Genomic DNA, 19,819 nt, shown 5'->3' with positions numbered 1-19,819 from the left:
AACTACGGCAATCCCGATCAGGTCAGGCCCAGAACGTCGGCCATGTCATATTCGCCCGGCCCCTTGTCCTGACCCCAAAGCGCCGCGCGGATGGCGCCGCGGGCGAAGATGGCGCGATCGGTGGCCAGATGACGCAGCACCAGACGCTCGCCCTCGCCCGCGAAGATCACGTCATGTTCGCCCACCACATCACCGCCGCGAATGGCTGAAAACCCGATGCTGCCCGGCTCTCGCGCGCCGGTGATGCCCTCGCGCGCGGGCGTGCGTAGATCCGCAAGCGGCTGACCCCGACCCTCGGCCGCGGCCTCGCCCAGCATCAGCGCGGTGCCCGAGGGGGCATCGACCTTGTGGCGGTGATGCGCCTCGACCACCTCGATATCCCAATCCTCGCCCAAAGCCGCCGCGACCTTGCGCGTCAGCCCGACCAGCAGATTGACCCCCAGGCTCATATTGCCCGCGCGGATGATCGGGGCATGGCGGGCGGCGGCGGCCAGATAATCCAGCTGCGCCTGATCCATGCCAGTCGTGCCGATCACATGCACCGCCCGCGCCTGCGCCGTCAGTTCCGCATAGGCGACCGTTGCGGCGGGCGAGGTGAAGTCGATCACCGCCTGCGCCCGCGCAATCGTGGCCACGGGATCGTCGCTGACCGTCACGCCGACCGCCGTGCCGCCCATCGCCTCGCCCACATCGCGGCCGATCCAGTCGCTGCCCTCGCGGTCCAAAGCGCCGACCAGCCGGGCCTTATCGCTTTGCAGGATCAGCCGCATCAGCATCTGGCCCATACGTCCCGACGCGCCGGTCACGACGATGCCCGGCAAATCACCCTCTGGCGTCATTTCAAAGTCACTCATGCGTCACCTCTGTTATTGCCGTGTCATATCCCGTTGCGGCGCGGCCCGCGACCCCCTACATCGGAGAACATGGCTCAGAACCGCTTTTCACATGGACAAGGCCCGTCGCAGCGCCAGCTGCGTGTGGGGGAATTGATTCGCCGGACGCTTTCCGACGTGCTGCTGCGCGGCGATGTGCATGACCCGGACCTGAATCGCCACTCGATCACCGTTGGTGAGGTGCGGACCTCACCCGATCTGAAGGTCGCCACGGCCTATGTGCTGCCCTTGGGCGGCAATGATGCCGAGGGCGCGTTAGAGGCGCTGCGCCGCAATGCGCCGGAAATCCGCCATCTGGTCGCCAAGGGCATGACGCTGAAATATGCGCCGCAACTGCGCTTTCAGCTGGACGAAACCTTCGACCGTCTGGACGACACCCGCCGCATGTTCGCGGATGAGCGTGTGCGCCGCGATGTCGAGGCGCCGGATGAGGATAGCGATGAGGATTGATCTGCGGCGCCATCTGGGCGTTGCCGTGGGCATGCTGCTGGCGATGGCGATCCCCGCCGCCGCCGATGGCTGCGGGCGGATCAAGCACGATGGTCAGGGCTATGTCATCTGCGAGGTCAGCGCGGCACAAGAGCCCGCCTTGCGGATCTGGATGGACGATGATGCGGGCCAGCCGCTGCGCAGTTTCAGCAATATCCGCAAGGTGCTGAAACAGGGCGAGGGGCTAAGCTTTGCCATGAATGCCGGCATGTTCCACCCCGATTACAAGCCGGTCGGGCTGCTGGTCGTGGAGGGGCGCGAACAATCCGGGATCGTGACCGGCGGCAGCAATGACAATTTCGGCATGCTGCCGAATGGGGTGTTCTGCACCGGCGGCGCGCGGCCGTTTCAGGTGATCGAAAGCCGCGCCTTTGCGCAGGCCCGCCCCGAATGCCGACTGGCCACGCAATCGGGCCCGATGCTGGTGATCGACGGTAATCTGCATCCGCGCTTTCTGGTCGATAGCGACAGCCGCTATATCCGCAACGGCGTGGGCGTGTCGCCCGACGGCCAGACGGCCTGGTTCGCGATTTCCGACAGCCCCGTCACCTTCCATGAATTCGGTCGCCTGTTCCGCGACGGCCTGGGCGTCCGGGACGCGCTGTATTTCGACGGATCCATTTCGCGGCTTTATGCGCCCTCGGTCAACCGGGCCGATTTCGGGCGCAGTCTGGGACCGATGATCGGGCTTGTGGACAGCGCCGGCTGAACGCCGCTGTTGACGGGTGACGATGCGGCCGCTATGCCCCCGGCCTTCTAGGCAGACAGAGGTTCAGATGGGACGCAAGAAGGGTCGCGATATCAGTGGCTGGCTGGTGGTGGACAAACCCGCCGGGGTGACCTCGACCGCTGTGGTGGCCAAGGTCCGCTGGGCGCTGGATGCAAAGAAGGCCGGGCATGCGGGCACGCTGGATCCCGACGCGACCGGCGTTCTGGCCGTGGCTCTGGGCGAGGCGACCAAGACCGTCTCGACCATCACCGATGCGCTGAAATGCTATGATTTCGTCGTCAATTGGGGTGCCGAGACGACGACCGACGATGCCTCGGGCGAGGTCTTGCAACAGTCTGACACACGACCGGCCGCCGATCAGATCCGCGCTGCCCTGCCGGAATTCATCGGCGATATCATGCAGGTGCCGCCTGCCTTTTCGGCGGTGAAGGTCGATGGCGAACGGGCCTATGATCTGGCGCGCGAGGGCGAAGAGCTGGAGCTGGCCGCCCGCCCTCTTTTCGTTGAAAGCCTGATGCTGACCCATAGCGATGCCGATCAGGCCCGGTTCGAAATGGTCTGCGGCAAGGGCGGCTATGTCCGCGCGATTGCCCGCGATCTGGGGCGGCAACTGCGCTGTCTGGGCCATGTCGATCACCTGCGCCGCGTCTGGTCGGGGCCGTTCGATGTCGAGGATGCCGTCGAATTCGCCCGCATCGACCGCGACACGCAGGATTGGGTCGAAAGCAATCTTCTGCCGCTGGAAACCGCGCTGGCCGATCTGCCGGGGCTGCGCGCCACGCCCGAGGGCGCGCGCCGCATCCGCAACGGCAATCCGGGCGAGGTGACGGGCATGGCCGAATGGGGCGAACTGGTCTGGGTCGCCGATGCCGACGGGCCGGTCTGCATTGGCCGCTATCAGGGCGGCACGGTTCAGCCGGAACGCGTCTTCAACCTCTGATCCGGGCGGTGGATGCCCAGCAGCGGCCCTTCGCCCGCCGCGTCGATCCGGGCGATGGCATCCGCGATGGGCTCCCAGATGACGGCCATCTGCCAGGCCGTCGCATGGATCATCAGATCGGCCGAGGCCGCCATGGCCACATGGCCCGGCCAGAACAGCAGATCGCCGCGCTGGATCTGATCGACCTGCGGAAAGGCCCTGCGCTGCAGATCCGTATCGCCCGGACAGGCGATATCGCAGGCCGTCAGCGCCGCCTGCACCAGACCCGAGCAATCGATCCCGGAACGGCTGTTCCCTCCCCACAGATAGGGCGTGCCCAGCAGCGTCTCGGCGACGGCGACCGGGTCCGTGGCGGGGCTGTCGCTGATATGCTGCAGAGGCACATAGCCGCCGGTCGCCAGATGCGCGAAGCGGCCATCCGTCCCCTGCACCGACAGCCGCGCGCCCAGCGACAGAAGCTGGCGTTCATCCCGCTTGAAATCGGGCTGGCCATAGACATGGCTTGCCGGCGCGGAAAGGCGATGCGTGATCCGGGGCATCTCTTCGGTCAGCGTCCCGGCCCGCAGCCAGCCGCAATAACCGTCCAGCGCAGCCTGCACAAAGGCCCAGTCGCCGCGCCGCTCTATCACGGTCAGGTCGGCGCCGAACAGCAGCTGCCGGTCGCGCGCGCCATCAGGCGCGGCCCGCAGATCGGCCAGCGGAACGGCCAGCCGCGCGGGCTGACCGGGGGTGTAGTCCGGCCGCTGGACCACGCCGCGCAGGCTGTCCAGCGCGACGCGATCCGTGGCCGGGGTCAGGCGGCGGTCCATGGCCGTCATGGCAGCATCTGCGGCAGGGCGGCCAGAATGGCGCGCGCGCCCTGTCCGACGCCACCCTTGGGACGACCGGGGGCGGCGCTTGGCTGCCAGCCATAGATGTCCAGATGGACATAGCGCCCGGCCCCTTCAGCAAAGCGACGCAGGAACAGGGCCGCGGTGATCGACCCGGCCATCCCACCCGACGGCGCATTGTCCAGATCCGCGATATTGGGTTCGATCATGGTCTCATAGGGTTGCCAGAAGGGCATGCGCCACAGCGGATCGCGGGCCTCCTCGGCACCCTTGGCCAGCGCCTGCGCCGTCGCATCGTCATCGCAATAAAAGGGCGGCACATCGGGGCCCAGCGCCACCCGCGCCGCGCCGGTCAGCGTCGCCAGCGAGATCACCAGATCCGGGCTTTCCTCGGCCGCCAGCGCCAGCGCATCGGCCAGAACCAACCGCCCTTCGGCATCGGTGTTATTGACCTCGACCGTCAGGCCCTTGCGGCTGGTCAGCACATCGCCGGGGCGAAAGGCATTGCCCGCCACGCTGTTTTCCACCGCCGGGATCAGCACCCGCAGGCGATAGCCTTCGGCGGCGCCGGACAGAGCCAGCATCTTCAACAGGCCCAGCGAGGTCGCGGCACCGCCCATATCCTTTTTCATCAGCGCCATGGAAGAGGCCGGTTTCAGATCCAGCCCGCCAGTGTCGAAGCAGACCCCCTTGCCGACGATGGTCAGCATCGGTCCGGCCTCGCCCAGCCGGATATCCAGCAGGCGCGGCGCATCGGCGGCGGCACGACCGACCGCGTGGATCATCGGAAAATTCGCCGCAAGCAGATCATCGCCAGATGTCACCCGGATCGACGCGCCGATCTGCTCTGCCAGATCGCGGGCGGCGGCTTCCAGTTGCGCAGGCCCCATGTCGCCCGCCGGCGTGTTGATCAGGTCACGAGTCATGAATTCGCCGGCCGCTGCAGCCTGAACGCGGTCGGAATCGGCACCTTCGGGACAGAGGAATTGCGGGCCTTCATAGGCTTTGCCCTTATAGCGGGTAAAACGATACTGACCCAGAAGCAGCGCCAGCGCAGCCTCATTGGCGTCAATACCCTCTGGCAGATCCCGGACCTGCCAGACGCCATTGGGCAAAGAGGTCGCGGCGGCCAGCGTAAAGCGTCGCCGCGACGCGGAAGCCTTGTCACCCAAGCCGATCAGCGCCCCTTTCAGCCCGCCATCCCCATCGGGCAGCAGGCAGATTTCGCCCAGCTTCGCGCCAAACCCCGCAGTGTCAGGCCATGTGCCCGCCTGATCGGGCAGCGCATCGCCCGACCAGAGGGGCCAGAGCGGCAGGGCATCTGTGGCATCGGTGGCGAAACTGGCGGACATATCGCGGCTCCTGTCTGTGACTGGCGGCAGACTACGCGTTACAGCGCAGCCTGCAAGTCCAGCCATCAGGCCATTTGCGTGCGATCCCAGATCACCGTCAATGAGCGGTTGCCCACCCGCATCAGCCGCGCATGTACGGCCATTGTGGCGACCCTGTCCCGACGCTCGATACAGGCGCCCAGATCCATCGCCACGCCCGCAAATGACAGCAGCCCGATCTGCCATGCCAGCCGCGACAGTTTCTCGGCATGTGTCGCAGCACCGCCAAGATCCTCTGCCCGATAGGCCTCATCCGTTGCGGTCAAAGCACCCGCAAGCTGTTCCAAAGCTACTCCGATGACATTTTGAGCAGCGGTTTCTCCTAGCTCCCTGACAATGTCGCCGACACGTTTTGCGTCGACCCTTACGGCTTCGGAGATCGCCAAAGCCTTTATTTCTGCCAAGTCGCACCTCTCACCTTTGCATTTCGTTGAGGGCCGAAAATGGGCGCAAGCCATGAATATTTGCTTGACCCAAGCGAAAGAAACCCCTCGAATTTTCTGAAATTACCGCCTATCAGGGGCCGGAAAAGCACGAGGTCAACGATGCATAATGTGCGCCCATTGCCGCAATATCTGGTCAGCCGTTTTCATGGCTGGCGGGCAACATCCTATGAAGACAACAGTGCCTGGTATCGTCGTCTGGCGCAGGAAGGGCAGCACCCCCGCGCCATGGTCATCTCTTGCTGCGACAGCCGGGTTCACGTGACCGGCATCTTTGGCGCGGATACGGGCGAGTTCTTCATCCACCGCAATATCGCCAATCTGGTGCCGCCCTACGCGCCGGACGGGCAGCAGCACGGCACCTCGGCCGCGATTGAATATGCGGTGAATTCGCTGAAGGTCGCGCATCTGATCGTGGTCGGCCATACCAATTGTGGCGGCGTTGCAGGCTGCCATGCAATGTGTTCGGGCAAGGCCCCCGCGCTTGAGGAAAAGACCAGCTTTGTCGGCCGCTGGATGGATATTCTGCGCCCCGGCTATGAACGCATCAAGGATCTGCCCGAGGATGAACAGATCCCCGCGCTGGAACGTCAGGCGGTTCTGGTCTCGATCGAGAACCTGCTGACCTTCCCCTTCGTCCGCGCGGCGGTCGAGGCAGGCACCATGACCCTGCACGGGCTGGTCAATGATATCAGCGAAGGCACGCTGGTTCAGGCCGACACCGGCGGCGCGGGCTGGATCGAGGTCTAAGCGGCGGGATCCGGCGTCAGCGCGGATCGGCGCCTTGCAGATATTTGCCCTCCGGCCAGCGCAGGTCGGTCGAAACCGCGATCTCTCGTGATTGACCGGCAGGTAGCGGAGCTTCCCAATACAGGACGCCGCGGCGACCGTCGGGATCGGTGGTCGTCGGCTCTGGTTCGGCATCATAGGCGATTTCCAGATCCTTCTGGCGCGACACCGGCACCCGGTCCACAACGCGCAGCGGCCAGTCCTCTGAGGTCAGGTTTTCGACGATCAACTGATAGGTCCGGGTCTGCTGATTGCTGCGGCTGATCAGCCCGCGTTCGCCCAGGGTATCATCGGGCAGGCGCAGTTCGGCGGTCATGCCAAGAATCGGTCCGAAGCCAAGGCGCAGTTTGTCCCCCGCCGCGATCAACGGCAGATGGGTGGTTCCGATCAGCGCACCGTCCAGCCGCAGGCTGGCCTGTCCGGGCAGGATCGGTTCGCCCAGCGTATTGTCACCCTCGGCCATGACAAAGGCCGTGCTGTCATAGCGCGGGGCGGCCTCGGCAAAGACGGTGGTTTCGACGGTCTTCTGATCCAGCGACAGGCGCAGGCTGCCGCGACTGTCGGGCAGATCGACCCGCTGCGGATAATCATAGACCACGGTAATCCCCTGCCGCGCGGCCTGGGCGATCATGACGGGTGCCGCTTCCATCATCGGCGCATCCTGCGCCATCATCCCCATTGCCCCGGCACCGATGCCGCGGCTGCGGCTGGTCGTCTTGGCCGAGGGGTCGTCCAGATAGGGGAACCAGGATGTCACCTCAGACGCCTCTGTCTGGCCGTGGGTCTGGGCGGTCGAGAGGGTCAGGCTGACATTGCGCCAGTCCAGGCCGCTGGATTGCGACACCATCACTGCGCGATCCATGCGGATCTGGCCGCTGTCGCGATCCAGCATCAGATCATAGACCGGTCGCCAGCCGGCCGCATCGGTAAAGCCGCTGATCTGCAGGGTCGCGGGCTGGCCGGACATCTCGACGGTCACGGTCAGACTGTCCAGCGACCCGGCCTGTTCGATCTCCCGCGCCAGATCGGTTTCGGCCAGTTGGACCTTGCGGTTCTGCGCCTCTAGCTGGCCGGTCATCTGCGCGGCCGCGGCAATGGCCAGCGCCTCATTCTGAAGATAGCTTGCGATCAGCTGACCCGCAGCCTCGACCGTGGCGGGCAGGGTTTCGGCATCGACCCGGCTGTCCCCGCGCATCAGGTCGCGAACCATGTCCGCACGCTCTTGCCAGGCGGCGGCTTCGGCGCGCCTGCCGCCAATCTGGCCCTCCAGCGCGCGCAGGGCGGTGCGCGCCTCCTCCAGCCGCTCGCGGGCCGTGATGATGGCGGGGGATTCGACGGCATCGGGTGCGGCGGGATCCTGCGACTGGGTGCTGATGGCACCGATGGTCGCCGCATCGGAGCTGATGCGCAGGCCGTCGGCCATATCGGCGGGCAGGCCGGGCAGCACGATCTGATGACTGCCGGTCATGACGGGCAGGCTGACCTGCCAGCCGATCTGCGCCCCACGGGGATAAAGCGTCACACGATCCGCGACCAGATCCGCCTCAATCCGGTCCGCCAGGGCGGGCGCGGCGATCAGTCCGAAGAGGATCGCGGGAAGAACAGGGCGCATGGGAGGGCCTCCGACCAGGGTTTGGTCAGAGGATCAACGAGGCGGCATATGATGGCAAGTCACTTGTGCCCTTGGGCGCAATCACGCCTCAGGCATCGGGTTTCCAGCGGATGACGCGGTAGATATAGACTGCCACGATGATCAGAACCACGGCGGTCGAGACGGGATTGACCCATTGCTCGACCTGCTCATAGCGGTCTTCCAGCACGTAACCGGCCAGCGCCAGCGCCCCGGACCAGATCATGCTGCCAAGCCCGGTAAAGATCAGAAAAGGGATCTGCGGCATCCGCTCGATCCCGGCGGGGATCGAGATCAGCGTCCGCACCGTCGGGATGAAGCGGCCAAAGAACACGATGGCAGCGCCGTGACGCTGAAACCAGGCCTCGGCCCGATCCAGTTCCGACAGGTTCATGGTCAGCCAGCGGCCATGCCGCATGACCAGCATGCGCATGCGGATGGGGCCGAAGGCGCGGCCGATCAGATACCAGAAATAGGCCCCGGCAAGCGATCCCAGACCGCCGGCCAGAATGGCCAGCCAGATCGGCGTACCGCCGCGCGCGGCGTTGAACCCCGCAAGCGGCATGATCAGTTCCGACGGAATCGGCGGAAACACGTTTTCCAGAAACATGAGCGCGGCGATGGCCCAGGCCCCGCCGCTCTCTAAAATACCGGTGATCCAGTCGAACACGAGGTCAGCCTCAGCCTTTTTTCAGCACGCGATTGCCCAGCAATTCGGCGATCTGAACCGCGTTCAGCGCCGCGCCCTTGCGCAGATTGTCGCTGACGCACCACAGGTTGATGCCATTCTCGATGGTCGAATCCTGACGGATGCGGCTGATGAAGGTGGCGAAATCGCCCGCGCTTTCGACCGGGGTGACATAGCCGCCCGGCTCGCGCTTATCGACGACCAGAATGCCCGGGGCCTCGCGCAGGATATCGCGGGCCTCGTCCTCGTCCAGGAAATCCTCGAATTCGATATTGATCGCCTCGGAATGGCCGACAAAGACCGGCACGCGCACACAGGTGGCGGTGACCTTGATCGACGGATCGACGATTTTCTTCGTCTCGGCGACCATCTTCCATTCTTCCTTGGTCTGACCGTCTTCCATGAAGACGTCGATCTGCGGAATCACGTTGAAGGCGATCTGCTTCTGGAATTTCTTCGGCGCGACCTCTTGGCCGGGCACGTACATGCCCTTGGTCTGGTCCCAAAGCTCATCCATGCCATCCTTGCCCGCGCCGCTGACCGATTGATAGGTCGAGACGACGACGCGCTTGATGCGGGCGCGATCATGCAGCGGCTTCAGCGCCACCACCATCTGCGCGGTCGAGCAGTTCGGGTTGGCGATGATGTTCTTGTTCTTGTATTCCTCGATCGCGTCCGGGTTCACCTCGGGCACGATCAGCGGGATCTGCGGGTCATAGCGATAGAGCGAGCTGTTATCGATCACCACGCAACCCGCCGCCGCCGCGATGGGCGCATATTTCTTGGTCGCGTCCGAGCCGATGGCGAAAAGCGCGAAGTCCCAGCCGGTGAAATCGAACTGCTCAATGTCCTTCACCTTAATGGTCTTGTCGCCAAAGCTGACTTCGGTGCCTTGCGAGCGACGCGAAGCCAAAGCGGCAATCTCGTCCACCGGGAACTGGCGCTCGGCCAGGATGTTCAGCATTTCGCGGCCCACGTTACCCGTAGCGCCTGCGACGACGACTTTGTAACCCATTTCGGGAGGACTCCTTTTTTGCGGTCACAGGCCTTTAGCGCAGGCATGGGACAAATGAAAGAGGGGCGGCAGATTGCCCCGGCAATGTGATGCATGGCGCCGACAGGGCCGTCGCCTCGGCCGGAGCCGCGCGATGTAAGGGGGGATGGCATCGCGTGGCCCGAAATGACGTGTTTTCAGTCAGCCTCAGCCGGTGACTGGCTGTCGTCCCCGGATTTCTGATCCCAGCCATCGGTAAAGATCAGATCCTGCAGCGGCAGGCGGTCCCGCCACCCCTTGGCCTGCAGTTCCGGTTCCGACCACAGCTCATCGACATGGCCAAGGCACAGATAGGCCACCGGGGTGACGTGATCGGGCAGGCTCAGGATCCGCCGCAGATCTTCGTCATGAAAGATGCTGACCCAGCCGACGCCGATCCCCTCGGCCCGGGCGGCCAGCCACAGATTCTGCACCGCGCAGACCGTGGAATACAGATCCATATCCCTATTCTGCGTGCGCCCCAGCACCACAGGCCCGCCCCGCTGGCGGTCGCAGGTGATACACAGATTGACCGGCGCCTCGGTGATGCCTTCCAGTTTCAGCTTGGAATAAAGCGCGCGTTCACGTTCGGGGAACATCTGCGCGGCCTCGGCATTGGCGCGCAGGAAGGCGGATTTGATCTGCGTCTTGACCGCAGGGCTGCGGATGATGATGAAATTCCACGGCTGCATGAACCCGACCGAGGGCGCGTGGTGCGCCGCCAGCAGCAGGCGATTCAACATGTCATCCGCAATCGGGTCGGGCAGGAAGTTGCTGCGCACATCGCGGCGGGTACGGATGGCGCGATAGACGGCCTGCTTTTCGTCCGTGGAGAAAGCGGCGGCTGGTTTCGGCCCCGTCATCAGTCAGAGCCGGGCCGGATCACGCGCAGGCGCGGATCGCGGCGCTGCATATCGGCGACCCAGGCTGCCTCGGCGCTGAAATCATGTGGCACCTGCTGGGCGGTGCGGCTGCCTGACAGGCTTTGGCTGGCGAAGAAATCGAAACCGTAAAGCGTCAGGCTGCTGAGATCCGAGCGCAGCAGCAGGTCGATCATCATCGCACCGGTCGTGGGCGGCGCGGCCAGCCGGTCCCTCAGCGCCTCGTAATCGGCCAGCGGATGCAGGTAGAAACCGTCGCCGGTGGCGATCCGGTGGCGCAGCCGCTTGCGCTTGGGTGACATCCACAGGGTGCTGCGGGGGGCGATCTTGTCCAGATCCTCATCCGACAACCGGACCGCAAGCGCCAGCCAATCGGTGCGCGTGCCATGGCTGCGGGCTTCCGGCATGGGCGCGCGATTGATCCGGATCACGACGTCGGCGGCGTCGATATCGGCGCCCTGATCCGATTGCGCCAGCGCCCGCGCATTGCCGACCAGCGCCACGGATTTGCCGTTCAGCGCATCCAGCAGATCGCTTTGCGGCGCCGAGAGGCTGGCGATGGTCGCCTCATCCCGAAACGCGCGGGCGGTATAGAATTGCAGCTTGTTCATGGGCGGGCCAACAGCTGGTTATAGATCCCGACCAGCGCCCGCGCCTCGCCTTCGATGGCGTGATTGGCCAGCACATGCTGGCGCGCGGCGATGCCTGCGGCCTGACGGGCGGCATCATCGTCCAGCCAATGGCGCAGCGCGTCGGTCAGCGAATCCAGATCGCCGGTTTCGACCAGACTACCGGTCACGCCATCCCTGATCAGCGTTTCATAGGCGCCGACATGGGCGCCAATGGCGGGCACCGCGCAGGCCATCGCCTCCAGCGGGGTCAGGCCGAAACCCTCCCACCGGGCGGGCGCGGCGAACAGATCCAGCGCCTGATAATGCCTGACCACCTGATCCCAGGGCAATTCGCCCAGAAAGCGGATGCGGTCCTGAAGCCCGGCCGCCCTGATCTCGGCCAGCAGACCATCGGCGAATGCCTGATTGTCGGCGGTGATGCGCCCGGTAAAGATGATCTGTGCGCGGGGTCGGTCAGGCAGCAGCCGCAGACCCGCGCGGACCAGCAGATCGACACCCTTCTGTTCGCGGACGCGGCCGAAACAGCCGATCAGAACGGCATCGGGATCAAGGCCCAATTCGCGCCGCAGCGCGGTTTTGTCGGCGGCGGGCTGAAAGATATCGGTATCGACGCCATGCATGACGACCGTGGCCGGACGCTCCAGATAGCTGGCCGCCTTCTGCGAGGTCGCGACCAGCGCATCCTGCTGCCGGATCAGCCAGCGGGTAAAGCCGGTATGGCGACGCTGCGCGGCCGAGGTGAACAGCAGCCGGTATTTGCGCCGCAGCAGATGCCGCAGGATCAGCCCAAGCGCCATCTCCGTATTGCGCCGGGCGTGCCAGACCCGCCAGCGATCCCGCGGCAGCGTCGCCGCCTGGATCAGCGGGATATGCGGCACCTCGGGCGGCAGGCCGGGACCGGTCGCGCGGATCGCGATCATGCGCGCCTGAATCGGGATCAGACGGACCACGGTGGCCGTCACGCCCGACAGGCGGCGCTTCAGGTTGGGGGCGATGACCAGCGGTGTCTCAGCCATGTTCGACCTCGGGCGTCAAAAGGTAGATCGGGACCCCGACCGCCAGCGGGATCAGGAAGAACATGCGCAGCATAACGAAGGCCATGGTCCAAGGGTAGGCGGGACTTGTCGCGGGTGATTCCGGGGGAGGCATGCACGGGATCGTGATCGTCAGACAGGCGCGCCGGGCGCGGAAATGCGGTCAAGCCTTTACGAATGCATGCAAAATACAGCGATATTTATAACGTTTACGTAAGGTAAATTTCTTCTGGAAATTACCTGCCGTTTCAGCTATCAGATAACATGTTAGAAAAAATAATATTGGTCAGAAAACCTTACATCTCGAAAGGTCGGCTGACGTTAACGCTTTCTTAAGAATTTCAAGGCTAGATATCACCTGTATTCAACGGGTTAGAGGGGTTAAAGCGCGGTTAAAGAAGGGGAATTGTGACTTCCAGAAATCGAGAACTAAACACATTTCGATCTGCCACTCAGAAATATCCAGCACGCAATTTAAGACACAACATGCAGGCCGAAATGAAACCCAAAACTGACACTGAGTTTCTGATCTCTGGAAGTCGAATTAATGTTAATTTCGGCAAAGTCATGCCGTCAAATGTGAGGTTACACGTATCAGCCTAAGTTATAGCTGACCTTGCTGTTCCGCACGGAGAACGGCCTGCAGGGTCGTTGCAACCTCTAGTTTATCGCGAGCCCGGCTCATCGCGTCTTCGACGGTCCGGCGGTGCAACTCCAACACCTGCGCGATCTCAAGGATCGTCTTGCCCTTGGCCGCGAATTGCAGCACGTCGCGCTCTCGCTGCGTCAGCTCCTGCCCCTTGGGTGTGTAGCGATAGCGTGAGGCCGCAATATCAAAGGCATAGAGGCGCGGGATAATCTGATCATGCGCGGTCGCCCAGGCCTCATCCGCGACGGTTTGTTCCTGTGCACCGTGACACCAGATTGCAAAACCCGACCGCAGCCCGCATGGCCTGATGGGCATGCCGAAATTATAGCCTGCGTGCAGCCCAAATGCCCGCGCCGCAAGGTGCATCCGGCTTTCGGCCGGCGTCAGCCTGCCCAGCCGATGCATTTCCTGCGCATGTCCCCAGCTGAGCGGCCCGGCATTATCGACCACCCAGCTGACGGTTTTCGTGGTGGCATAGCCGCGATCATTGACGAAAAAGGCCTCGATCTCGGGCCCTAGAGTCGACAGGATCAGCGTATCCCAAAGCTCGAAGAAGTTCTCGGCACTTGCATCCGCCTTGCGGCCATACAGCATCCGGGTAAAGCCGAAAGAGGCCAAGTCCGTACAAAGCTGCTGCCAACACGGCTCAAGCGCCGAACATTCAGCCACGAATCGCAGATAGTCTGCGGCGGAGGGGGTCGGTTCTAGGGTCATCGGATGATCACGTCTGCACTGGATAGGATAGATTAAGGGTATCCTTGATGTTCCCCCTGCAAACAAGACAAGATGCCCGAAAAGAAGATCACGCTCTCGGGACCCTGCGTCGCCCATGCGCGGTCATTCCATCCGCAATACGGCCTCGGATCACCCCGCAGTCAGCAATTCCTGCAACACGACCGCCTCGTTATGCGCGGTATCGCGGGCGCCATAAATCAGCGTCAGCTTGTGATCGCGCGCCAGGGCGCGCAGCTTGTCCAGCGCCTCGGGGTGCTGTTCAAGCTCTGCCTTGTAGCACTGCTGGAATTCGGACCAGCGGGACGGATCATGGCCGAACCATTTGCGCAATTCGGTGCTGGGCGCGACATCCTTCATCCAGTCGTCCAGCGCGGCCCGTTCCTTGCTGACCCCACGCGGCCACAGCCGGTCGACAAGGATGCGCATCCCGTCATCCGGTGAGGCAGGGGCATAGGCCCGCTTGATGGCAACATCCGGGGTGGCGTTTTCATTGGTCATCGAAATACCTCGCTGTGCCGGGGTGCCGCCGCCTGCGCCATGCACGCAATCGCCGCATCCGCCCGATCCAAAACCCGGCCAAACTATCACCCCGCCGGGATCTGTCACAGCCCAACTTGACCCTTGGTCCCGTGGCGTCTAACCCGAACGCAACGCGCGCGGCGCGCTGGCCGCCGCCCCAAGGAGGAAAGACATGTCCGACAGCTATTCGCTTCTTATCCTGCCCGGCGACGGGATCGGCCCCGAGGTCATGGCCGAGGTGGTCAAGGTCATCGACTGGTTCCAGGCCAATCGCGGCATGTCCTTCAAGGTCAGCCACGATCTGGTAGGCGGCTCGGCCTATGACAAGCACGGAACGCCGCTGGCGGATGAGACGATGGCAAAGGCGCAGGCGGTTGATGCGGTGCTGCTGGGCGCGGTCGGCGGGCCGAAATATGACGATCTGGATTTCAGCGTCAAACCCGAGCGTGGCCTGCTGCGCCTGCGCAAGGAAATGGACCTCTACGCCAACCTGCGCCCAGCGCAATGCTTTGACGCGCTGGCGGATTTTTCCTCGCTGAAGCGCGAGGTCGTGGCCGGGCTGGACATTCTGATCGTGCGCGAACTGACCAGCGGCGTCTATTTCGGTGAGCCGCGCGGCATCCATGAGGATAACAACAACCCCGATAACGAGGGAGGCCGCGTCGGCATCAACACGCAGCGCTATACCAGCGGAGAGATCCGCCGCGTTGCGCGCTCGGCCTTTGAACTGGCCCGCAAGCGTCAGAACAAGGTCTGTTCGATGGAAAAGGCCAATGTGATGGAATCCGGCATCCTCTGGCGCGAAGAGGTGCAATGGGTGCATGACAACGAATATCCAGATGTCGAACTGACCCATATGTATGCCGATAACGGCGCCATGCAGCTGGTCCGCAAGCCGCAGCAATTCGACGTCATCGTGACCGACAACCTGTTCGGCGACATCCTGTCGGATGCGGCCGCAATGCTGACCGGCAGCCTTGGGATGCTGCCTTCGGCCAGCCTGGGCGCCCCGATGGCGAATGGCCGCCCCAAAGCGCTGTATGAGCCCGTGCATGGCTCTGCCCCCGATATCGCCGGTCAGGGCAAGGCCAACCCGATCGCCTGCATCCTCTCATTCGCGATGGCCCTGCGCTATTCCTTCAACGAAGGTCAGGCCGCCGGCGATCTGGAAGCCGCGGTCGAGAAGGTGCTGGCCGATGGCGTCCGCACCGCCGACCTGATGGGACCGGAAGGCGGCACGCCCGTCTCGACCTCCGACATGGGCGACAGGATCGTTGCCGCCCTGGCAGCGGGCTGAGCGTGGCCGCGCCGGGCAATCTGAAGGGTATCGGTTTCGCATTGGCGTCGATGGGCGTCTTTGCGACCCATGACACCATCATCAAATTGCTTGGCGCTACATATCCGTCGCTGCAGATTCTGTTCTTTTCCTCGCTGATGTCCTTCCCGCTGGTGTCCCTGATCCTGATGCAGGAAAAGACACCCGGCACCCTGCGCCCCCATCAGCCGGGATGGGTCGCCCTGCGTTCGGTCTGCGCGATGATGTCCGGGGTCTGCGCCTTCTATGCCTTTTCGGTCCTGCCGCTGGCGCAGGTCTATGCGATCCTGTTCGCGACGCCGCTGCTGATCACCCTGCTGTCCATCCCGATCCTGGGAGAGCGCGTGGGCTTTCACAGGTGGCTGGCGGTCGTACTTGGCCTGTGTGGCGTGCTGATCGTGCTGCGTCCGGGGGCCGGGCAGGCACTGTCGCTGGGCCATCTCTCGGCGCTGTGTGCCTCGCTGTGCAGCGCCACAGCCGCCGTGGTCACCCGCAAGATCGGCGGATCCGAGCGTCCGCTGGTTCTGCTGATGTGGCCGATGTTGGGCAATCTGCTGCTGACCGGATCGGCGCTGAGCCTGGCCTATGTTCCAATGCAGCTTCCCGATCTTGCCCTGGCGGGGATGATCTCGGTCCTGGGGCTGATCGGCGGCTTCCTGTCGATCCTGGCCTATCGCGCGGGCGAGGCCGCCATCGTCGCGCCGATGCAATATTCGCAGATGATCTGGGCGACGATCTATGGCTGGTTCATCTTCCGCGAAAGGCTGGACCTGCCGACGGTGATCGGCGCGGGCGTGATCATCCTGTCGGGCCTTTACATCGTCTGGCGAGAGCGCACCCGGGGCGGGGCGTCGAACCGTCCGGTGATCGCGGCACGGATGCGGATGGATGGCGTGACCACGCCGAAATCCACGCTTCTGGGCCGAATCCTGTTCCAGCGCGGCAATTCGCATCACTGAAAACGCCTCTCTCCAAGAATCCCCTTGCATTCACCCCCGCCCCGCGCTACCTGCCCCTCCACGGTCGGAGCGTAGCGCAGCCTGGTAGCGCACCTGCTTCGGGAGCAGGGGGTCGGAGGTTCGAATCCTCTCGCTCCGACCATTTCCCAATTGTCGATAGTCAGGGCATTTGCCCTTTCGGGTCACGAAATGCCCTTTGGGTGCCGCTGCGCCCTGGCTCGGTTTGCCCGCCGCTAGAGGGCAAACATCTCATTTGCACCCGCAGCGCGGGTGCGCCGCTTCATGAAAACGTGGGATCTGCCTGGAACCCTAAGGTTGCCGACAAGGCTAATAGCTGACAAAACGAGCCTACCCTTTGCTGCACTGTCGCGGAAATTTCGGCCCTTATCGGTCATTCAATCGGCGCCAAACAACGGTCGGCTTTACGTTGTTCAAGTCTTCGGGTTTTCAACTTGTTTTCGCTGAGAAAGGCGCCCCGCGATTTGATTGTCGATCCGCTGCTGGAGCTTTGGGTTCGTCGTCCTAGCGCGCTCTTGCTTTAGCTCGGCAAGTCGCTTCAGTTGGCGATTAGGAAGGTGTGTAGCCCCATCCTTTACAATGACTCCTGTGATATCAGCAGGAGCGTTTATCAAGCTGACTTCCTTCGACGCCTTGAGCCGTAGCCCGTTGCCAATGACGATCTTTTTGATCTCCCAGATTAGCGCTTTGGGCACGATGTCGCCGGAAATCGTTATGTCGTCAGCATAGAGACTTAGTTTGCACCCTCTCGCCTTCACCAGTTTTTCGACGGCAAGCCAAATATGGCTGTTGCTGTAGTAAGCTAGGATCGGGCTACATGGCGAGCCTTGAGGCAGGCATCCTCCCAGAGTTGCGACGTGAACCAAAACGGCGGTTACGTCCGGAGAGCATTCAAGCTCCCGATGGAAAAATCGGGCGACGTTGTTGGCTGAACAACTTGGGAAGTAGTCCGCGACGTCCAGTAGCCAGAACGCCTTGGCCTCTTTGTGGTGCGCTGCGTTTTCGACGTATGAGCGGCCTTTTACCGGGCTGAAAAGGAACTCTGGGGCTTTGACACGCCCCAGAAGATCACCAATTCGGCCTTGCATCGCTTTGAGCTGCGGGTCGGGAATGTCGATAGGGCGGTAGTTCTCAGCCTGTTCCGGCGTTGGAGGCTGCTTCAGCCACGCGCCTTTTTCATTATCCTTTAGCCTCTTGTGCTTCCAGCGGCGGACGTAGAGGTCATTGCGGTGGCTGATCTCGTCCAACGTGTCGGCGGACACTCTGAGAATCTTGGCCAGTTGCTTCCGGCTTCTGAGGCGGAAAAACGGGCTGTCCTTGAGTTGGTAACCCTCTTCAGGTTGCGTCTTCGGCATCTGCTTTCCTTTCAACGAAACGCAGAATGTCGATGACTTTGCCCGCAATTTTTGAACGGATTTTGTCGCCAGACTTGGCGTTCGGCAGCTCTTCCGCAAAGAACATGATAGACGAAACCGGAATTTTGAACTCTGTCGCATATCTCTGGATCAGATCGAGAGAGGGAGATTTGTTACCCTTTTCGATCTCTGAAATATGGGACTTCGAGATGCCGAGTTTTTCCGCCAATTCGACCTGTTTCAAGTCATGGAACACTCGGATCAACCTTAGTGCTTCATGGATCATCGTTTCATCCCGTTTGCCTTTCCCGCTTAGACATTAGGCGGGCGGCGATTAGCCGGGCGATCCGAAAATCGCCATCAACCACCGGACAAGCCGGTAGATGAAGATAGCCACCCTAAGGATGACCATCACGGTGCGAGGGTTCCGGAGTTTCCTCCAAAACCGACGTCGCCGCCGCCGTCGGTGTGTATCTTCAGAGAGAGCCATATTGCTCCTCCTTTCTGTTGGCCCCGGCGCAACATCCACAGCGGATGCCACTAAACAAGGGTCCTCACCCAACAGAAAACGGAAACCGACGACTAAACCCTTTGCCTAGACGCGATAGCTGTCCTTGCTATCGCGTCTGCTTCGCCCGCCGCCGTCCCCTCGTCCCCCTCCGGGGCCTCCGGGCCGTGTGCGGTAGAAGTGGTAGAGGGGAAAACCCCTCCGCGCTTGAACAAGTCCAAGCTGGGTATGAGGAACTTCTTCCGTTGTTACACAGGAGGGATGTGGGAATGGCATTGTCAGCTTTCAAGGAAAAAAGTTCTCTGAAAGCAAACTTTTTCCGACGCGGTAAAATAGGTGGGTTCTTCCAAAGGAGACTTTGATCCAGCGCGCCGCGAACGGCAGCTCCCCGCCCTTGGGGTGCTGTTCTCATCTTCTTGCCGTTAACCTTGCACGACGCTTGCTCACCGTTCCGCGGTCTATGTTCATCTCCCTAGCGATCTGAACGTCGTTCTTGCCTGTCCCGAATGCCGCCACGAACTCCTCATCGGTTGCTCTGCGCAGATGGTTACCAGGAGAGATTTTTATTCCGTGGCCCTTAAGCGCCTTTTGAACGCGTCCGTGCGACAAGCCGTGCTTGCGCATTAGTTCCGATACCAAGGCCCCTGCCTGATATTGCTCGGCAACGCGCGCGTCGAAATCGCAACCGGCAGCCGTAAGTGCTTTAATCATGAGGCGCGGGCTGAGGTCATGCACCTGGCGCATTTCCGAGAGCCATTCCTTGCTATCGAATAGGGCCTGGAGCCTGGGTTTCGATAACCAATAGCCAACAGACTTGGATTCAACCCAGATTCCATCTCCCTCAACGCGCATCGGTGCATCCGGTCCTAGGCATCCCAAAATTCAATTCTGTGATAACTTTCAAATCTCCAAGGTTTAGGAATGAATTCCGCATAACCAACTGTTTTATTAGGCTAAAATTTGACGCACGGGCGCGCCTGAGATATCGATAATTGTCGGGCATGGGGAATCAATATCCGTGAGTGTGGTTGTTGATCAAACGCAGCATAGAGAAATTCGACGGCGACTGCGTGCTTCGGGGTCATCGTTCTTGAAAATCGCACGTGAATTGGCAATCACCCCAACGACCGTGGTGACCGCATCGCTTGGTCGCTGCAAATCGCGACGTGTGGAAGAGGCTATCGCTGGTAAGCTGGGCACTTCGCCCGAAGCCCTCTGGCCTGACCGCTACGACGAAGAGGAGGATGAAAAATGACATAGACCATTCCCATAAACGAGGAGAGCCACGAAAGCTGGAACTTTCGCGGCCGTCGGGAATATCGATTTTGCCGGTCGATGCTCCTTTGTCCTCCAACCTT

The 19,819-nt window shown here is 62.4% G+C and carries 22 protein-coding genes and 1 tRNA gene; 8 read left to right on the top strand and 15 right to left on the bottom strand.

What is annotated here, in order from left to right; genetic code table 11:
* Positions 1-17: 17 nt before the first annotated feature.
* Positions 18-839: a 4-hydroxy-tetrahydrodipicolinate reductase gene (gene dapB / locus JHX87_RS12795; RefSeq protein ID WP_271884294.1), complete on the bottom strand. Its 822-nt coding sequence runs from the start codon at positions 837-839 to the stop codon at positions 18-20.
* A gap of 84 nt (positions 840-923) precedes the next feature.
* Between dapB and rbfA the strand changes: the two genes are divergently transcribed.
* The 3 genes from rbfA to truB all read left to right on the top strand — a co-directional run bounded on the left by rbfA (position 924) and on the right by truB (position 3,052).
* Entirely contained in the window at positions 924-1,343 is a 420-nt protein-coding gene (gene rbfA / locus JHX87_RS12790; protein WP_271884079.1) for a 30S ribosome-binding factor RbfA, read from the top strand.
* Positions 1,333-2,091: a phosphodiester glycosidase family protein gene (locus JHX87_RS12785; RefSeq protein ID WP_271884078.1), complete on the top strand. Its 759-nt coding sequence runs from the start codon at positions 1,333-1,335 to the stop codon at positions 2,089-2,091. The genes rbfA and JHX87_RS12785 overlap by 11 nt, the downstream gene beginning before the upstream one ends.
* 67 nt (positions 2,092-2,158) lie before the next feature.
* Positions 2,159-3,052 carry a tRNA pseudouridine(55) synthase TruB gene (truB, locus tag JHX87_RS12780; RefSeq protein ID WP_271884077.1) on the top strand — a complete coding sequence of 298 codons (894 nt, stop codon included), beginning with the start codon at positions 2,159-2,161 and terminating at the stop codon, positions 3,050-3,052.
* Here truB and JHX87_RS12775 read toward each other — a convergent pair.
* From JHX87_RS12775 to JHX87_RS12765, 3 genes are all read right to left on the bottom strand, one after another.
* The gene (locus JHX87_RS12775) at positions 3,025-3,861 is read right to left on the bottom strand and encodes a C40 family peptidase (RefSeq protein ID WP_271884293.1); all 837 of its coding nucleotides are present in this window, start codon (positions 3,859-3,861) and stop codon (positions 3,025-3,027) included. The genes truB and JHX87_RS12775 overlap by 28 nt on opposite strands.
* 5 nt (positions 3,862-3,866) lie before the next feature.
* Positions 3,867-5,234 carry a leucyl aminopeptidase family protein gene (locus tag JHX87_RS12770; protein ID WP_271884076.1) on the bottom strand — a complete coding sequence of 456 codons (1,368 nt, stop codon included), beginning with the start codon at positions 5,232-5,234 and terminating at the stop codon, positions 3,867-3,869.
* Positions 5,235-5,299: 65 nt separating this feature from the next.
* Positions 5,300-5,560, bottom strand: coding sequence for a hypothetical protein (locus tag JHX87_RS12765; RefSeq protein WP_271884075.1), 261 nt, complete (start codon positions 5,558-5,560; stop codon positions 5,300-5,302).
* A 258-nt stretch (positions 5,561-5,818) separates the two neighbouring features.
* Between JHX87_RS12765 and JHX87_RS12760 the strand changes: the two genes are divergently transcribed.
* Positions 5,819-6,466, top strand: coding sequence for a carbonic anhydrase (locus tag JHX87_RS12760; protein ID WP_271884074.1), 648 nt, complete (start codon positions 5,819-5,821; stop codon positions 6,464-6,466).
* A gap of 16 nt (positions 6,467-6,482) precedes the next feature.
* On the opposite strand, the gene JHX87_RS12755 is transcribed toward JHX87_RS12760, so the two are convergent.
* The 8 genes from JHX87_RS12755 to JHX87_RS12720 form a co-directional block, all read right to left on the bottom strand.
* Positions 6,483-8,117 (bottom strand): DUF4139 domain-containing protein, encoded by a 1,635-nt coding sequence (locus JHX87_RS12755; RefSeq protein WP_271884073.1) that lies wholly within the window; start codon positions 8,115-8,117, stop codon positions 6,483-6,485.
* Between the two features lie 88 nt (positions 8,118-8,205).
* Positions 8,206-8,805 carry a DedA family protein gene (locus JHX87_RS12750; protein WP_271884072.1) on the bottom strand — a complete coding sequence of 200 codons (600 nt, stop codon included), beginning with the start codon at positions 8,803-8,805 and terminating at the stop codon, positions 8,206-8,208.
* A gap of 10 nt (positions 8,806-8,815) precedes the next feature.
* Positions 8,816-9,838: an aspartate-semialdehyde dehydrogenase gene (locus JHX87_RS12745; RefSeq protein ID WP_271884071.1), complete on the bottom strand. Its 1,023-nt coding sequence runs from the start codon at positions 9,836-9,838 to the stop codon at positions 8,816-8,818.
* A 176-nt stretch (positions 9,839-10,014) separates the two neighbouring features.
* Positions 10,015-10,719 carry a 5,6-dimethylbenzimidazole synthase gene (gene bluB, locus JHX87_RS12740; RefSeq protein WP_271884070.1) on the bottom strand — a complete coding sequence of 235 codons (705 nt, stop codon included), beginning with the start codon at positions 10,717-10,719 and terminating at the stop codon, positions 10,015-10,017.
* On the bottom strand, positions 10,719-11,348 hold the full coding sequence (locus JHX87_RS12735) for a glycosyltransferase family 29 protein (RefSeq protein ID WP_271884069.1): 630 nt from the start codon (positions 11,346-11,348) through the stop codon (positions 10,719-10,721). Before JHX87_RS12735 ends, bluB begins: the two co-directional genes overlap by 1 nt.
* Positions 11,345-12,385, bottom strand: coding sequence for a glycosyltransferase family 4 protein (locus JHX87_RS12730; protein ID WP_271884068.1), 1,041 nt, complete (start codon positions 12,383-12,385; stop codon positions 11,345-11,347). The genes JHX87_RS12735 and JHX87_RS12730 overlap by 4 nt, the downstream gene beginning before the upstream one ends.
* Before the next feature lie 622 nt (positions 12,386-13,007).
* Positions 13,008-13,766 carry a helix-turn-helix transcriptional regulator gene (locus JHX87_RS12725; protein WP_271884067.1) on the bottom strand — a complete coding sequence of 253 codons (759 nt, stop codon included), beginning with the start codon at positions 13,764-13,766 and terminating at the stop codon, positions 13,008-13,010.
* A 150-nt stretch (positions 13,767-13,916) separates the two neighbouring features.
* Positions 13,917-14,285, bottom strand: a complete 369-nt coding sequence (locus JHX87_RS12720) for a DUF488 domain-containing protein (protein ID WP_271884066.1) — start codon at positions 14,283-14,285, stop codon at positions 13,917-13,919.
* A 193-nt stretch (positions 14,286-14,478) separates the two neighbouring features.
* On the opposite strand from JHX87_RS12720, the gene leuB reads away from it, so the two are divergent.
* From leuB to JHX87_RS12705, 3 genes are all read left to right on the top strand, one after another.
* Entirely contained in the window at positions 14,479-15,603 is a 1,125-nt protein-coding gene (gene leuB, locus JHX87_RS12715; RefSeq protein WP_271884065.1) for a 3-isopropylmalate dehydrogenase, read from the top strand.
* A gap of 2 nt (positions 15,604-15,605) precedes the next feature.
* A complete protein-coding gene (locus JHX87_RS12710) occupies positions 15,606-16,580 on the top strand; it encodes a DMT family transporter (RefSeq protein WP_271884064.1) in 975 nt (324 codons plus the stop codon).
* Between the two features lie 65 nt (positions 16,581-16,645).
* Positions 16,646-16,722, top strand: a tRNA-Pro gene (locus JHX87_RS12705).
* Between the two features lie 289 nt (positions 16,723-17,011).
* Here the strand turns inward: JHX87_RS12705 and JHX87_RS12700 are convergent.
* The 3 genes from JHX87_RS12700 to JHX87_RS12690 form a co-directional block, all read right to left on the bottom strand.
* Positions 17,012-17,953, bottom strand: a complete 942-nt coding sequence (locus JHX87_RS12700; RefSeq protein WP_271884063.1) for a reverse transcriptase family protein — start codon at positions 17,951-17,953, stop codon at positions 17,012-17,014.
* A complete protein-coding gene (locus JHX87_RS12695) occupies positions 17,934-18,239 on the bottom strand; it encodes a helix-turn-helix transcriptional regulator (protein WP_271884062.1) in 306 nt (101 codons plus the stop codon). Before JHX87_RS12695 ends, JHX87_RS12700 begins: the two co-directional genes overlap by 20 nt.
* Before the next feature lie 630 nt (positions 18,240-18,869).
* A complete protein-coding gene (locus JHX87_RS12690; protein ID WP_271884061.1) occupies positions 18,870-19,313 on the bottom strand; it encodes a hypothetical protein in 444 nt (147 codons plus the stop codon).
* A 166-nt stretch (positions 19,314-19,479) separates the two neighbouring features.
* Between JHX87_RS12690 and JHX87_RS12685 the strand changes: the two genes are divergently transcribed.
* Positions 19,480-19,716, top strand: coding sequence for a helix-turn-helix domain-containing protein (locus tag JHX87_RS12685; protein WP_271884060.1), 237 nt, complete (start codon positions 19,480-19,482; stop codon positions 19,714-19,716).
* Positions 19,717-19,819 lie beyond the last annotated feature (103 nt).

Origin of the sequence: Paracoccus fistulariae, assembly GCF_028553785.1 — a bacterium.
Lineage (GTDB): Bacteria > Pseudomonadota > Alphaproteobacteria > Rhodobacterales > Rhodobacteraceae > Paracoccus > Paracoccus fistulariae.
This window is presented reverse-complemented; position numbering and strand designations above follow the sequence as displayed.